Origin of the sequence: Frankia sp. CeD (assembly GCF_000732115.1) — a bacterium.
GTDB classification, from domain to species: Bacteria; Actinomycetota; Actinomycetes; order Frankiales; family Frankiaceae; genus Frankia; species Frankia casuarinae.
In genome coordinates this window covers 1-3,068 of the sequence record NZ_JPGU01000095.1, presented here as the reverse complement: position 1 = coordinate 3,068, position 3,068 = coordinate 1, and the positions used below count along the sequence as shown (strand labels likewise).

The window sequence follows — 3,068 nt, the reverse complement described above, 5'->3', positions numbered from 1 at the left end:
GATGGTGTGTTGGTGTATGTGGGGCGGGTTGATGCGCAGGTGAAGATTCGTGGGTTGCGGATCGAGTTGGGTGAGGTTGAGGCTGTTTTGGCGGGGGATGGGGCGGTGGGTCGGGTTGCGGTGGTGGTCCGGGAGGATCAGCCTGGTCATCGGTATCTTGTCGCCTACGTGGTGGCGGCGGCGGGTCGGGGTGTGGATGCTGCCGGGTTGCGGGAGTTCGCCGCGCGGCGGTTGCCGGAGTACATGGTGCCGGCGGCGGNGGNGGAGTTGGCGGAGTTGCCGTTGACGCTGAGCGGGAAGCTTGACCGTAAGGCTCTGCCCGCTCCGGATTTCGCGGGTCTGGTCACCGGGCGTGCTCCTCGTACTCCCGCCGAGGAGCTGCTGTGCGGCCTGTTCGCTGAGACCCTGCACCTGGACCGGGTCGGCGCCGACGACGACTTCTTCAACCTCGGCGGCGACTCCCTGCTGGCCATGCGACTGATCGCCCGCGTGCAGGCCGTGCTGGACGTCGAGGTGAACATCCGCGAGCTGTTCGCCGCGCCGACCCCGGCGGGCATCGCCAGGCTGGCCTCCGGCGGCGGGAGCGCCCGTACCCCCCTGGTGGCCGGGCAGCGGCCCGAGGAGATCCCGCTGTCGTTCGGGCAGACCCGCATGTGGTTCCTCAACCGGTTGCAGGAGGGCAGCGCGGTCTACAACATGCCGATGGCGCTGCGGCTGCGCGGTGACCTGGACCGGGACGCGCTGCGAGCCGCGCTGAAGGACGTGGCACAGCGGCACGAGACCCTGCGCACGGTGTTCCCCGACCGGGACGGGGTGCCCTTCCAGAAGATCCTGGACGGCGGCCCCGAGCTCGTGGTGCGTGCGACCAGCGAGCGGGACCTCGCGGACCTGCTGGCGGCCGAGGCGGCACGTGGCTTCGACGTACGCAGCGAGCCGCCGTGGCGGGCCGAGCTGCTCGTCCTGGCCGAGCGCGAGCACGTCCTGCTGCTGGTCGTGCATCACATCGCGGCCGACGGCTGGTCGATAGGAGTGCTCACCCGTGACCTGTCCACGGCCTACGCGGCGCGACTCGCCGGCCGGGAGCCGTCATGGGCGGCGCTGCCGGTCCAGTACGCCGACTTCTCGGCCTGGCAGCGCCAGATCCTGGGCAGCGAGGACGACCCGGACAGCCTGATCAGCAGGCAACTGGCGTACTGGCGGCAGTCCCTGGCCGGTCTTCCTGCCGAGCTGACGCTGCCGGTCGACCGTCCGCGCCCGGCCGTGGCCTCCTTCACCGGCGGCACTGTCCCGCTGCGCGTCAGCGCCGAGGCCCACGCCAGGCTGGCGGGGATCGCCCGGGACCGGAAGGCCACGATGTTCATGGTGGTGCAGGCGGCGGTCGCGCTGCTGCTGTCCCGCCTGGGCGCGGGCACCGACATCCCGCTCGGCACCGTCATCGCGGGCCGGGGCGACCCTGCGTTGGATGGCCTGGTCGGCTTCTTCGTCAACACGCTGGTGCTGCGCACCGATGCCGGCGGCGACCCGTCGTTCAGTGACCTGGTCGCCCGGGTTCGCGAGGTGAACCTGGCCGCCTACGCCCACCAGGACGTGCCGTTCGAGCGGCTGGTGGAGGAGCTGCAACCGGACCGATCGCTGGCCCGGCACCCGCTGTTCCAGGTCATGATGACCTTCCAGACCACCCACCAGGACGGCGGCTGGGAGCTGCCGGGCCTGTCCGTCCAACCACAGCGGTCGAGCTCCGACGCCGCCAGGTTCGACCTGTCCTTCACCGTCGGGGAACACCACACCGCCGGCGGCGCACCCGCCGGGCTGGACGGGGCGGTCGGCTACTCGGCCGACCTGTTCGACCGGGCGACGGCCGAGAAGCTGGCTGGGCGGCTGGTGCGGCTGCTGGAAACGGTCGCCGCCGACCCCGCGCTGCGGGCGAGCCGGGTGCCGGTCATGGACGAGGCCGAGTGGGCCCAGGTCGTGCACGCCTGGAACGACACCGCCTGGAACGACACCGCGCTCAAGGTCTCGGACCGGACGCTGCCCGAGTTGTTCGAGGCCCAGGTGCGGCGCAGCCCGGACGCCGTCGCGGTGGTCTTCCAGGACGTAGGCCTCACCTATGCGGAGCTGGATGCGGCGGCGGGCCGACTTGCCGCGCGGCTGACCGAGCAGGGCGCCGGGCCGGAGCGGGTCGTCGCCGTGGCCCTGCCGCGGTCCGCTGAGATGCTGGTGGCGCTGCTGGCGGTGCTGAAGACCGGCGCGGCCTACCTCCCGGTAGACGTGGGATACCCGTCCTCGCGGGTGGCGTTCATGCTGGCCGACGCCGATCCCGCCGCCGTGGTCTGCACGGCCGAGACCGCCCGGGCGCTGCCCGGCCACCCGGCCGTACGGACGGTCCTGGACGACCCACGGACCGCCGAGGCCCCGGCGGCCCGGCAGCCGACCGCGTCAGGCCGGATCGACCCGCGGCACCCGGCATATGTGATCTACACCTCGGGCTCCACCGGAACACCCAAGGGCGTGGTCATCTCACACCGCAACCTGGTGACGTTCCTCGCCGCGATGCGAATCCGCCCCGGCCTCACCGAGGCCGACGTACTGCTGGCCGTGACGACGCTGGGCTTCGACATCGCCGGGCTCGAGCTGTTCCTGCCGCTGGTCGTGGGCGGGCGCGTGGTGGTGGCCGAACGCGAGGTGGCCCTGGACCCCAGGAGGCTGGCGGCGGAGATCGTACGGCACAGCGCGACGGTGCTGCAGGCTACGCCGGTGACCTGGCGGATGCTCGTCGACGACGGCTGGGCGGGCTCTCCCGGGCTGAAGGCTCTGTGCGGCGGCGAGGCCCTCCCTCCGGACCTGGCCGAGGCGATGATCGAGCGCTGCGCGCAGGTGTGGAACATGTACGGCCCGACCGAGACCACGATCTGGTCGACCTGCCGGCAGTTGACGGCGGGCGGCGGCGTCAGCCTGGGCACACCGATCGCCGGTACCCGGACCTATGTGCTGGATGATCTGCTGCAGCCGGTGCCGCCGGGGGTGGTCGGTGAGCTTTATCTTGCGGGTCCGGGGCTGGCTCGTGGTTA

1 protein-coding gene is annotated in these 3,068 nt (G+C 72.0%); it reads left to right on the top strand.

Translation table 11 applies throughout. From position 1 onward, the window contains the following. Positions 1-105 precede the first annotated feature (105 nt). A partial coding sequence (locus CED_RS20980; protein WP_235187253.1) for a condensation domain-containing protein occupies positions 106-3,068 on the top strand: 2,963 nt, incomplete at its 3' end.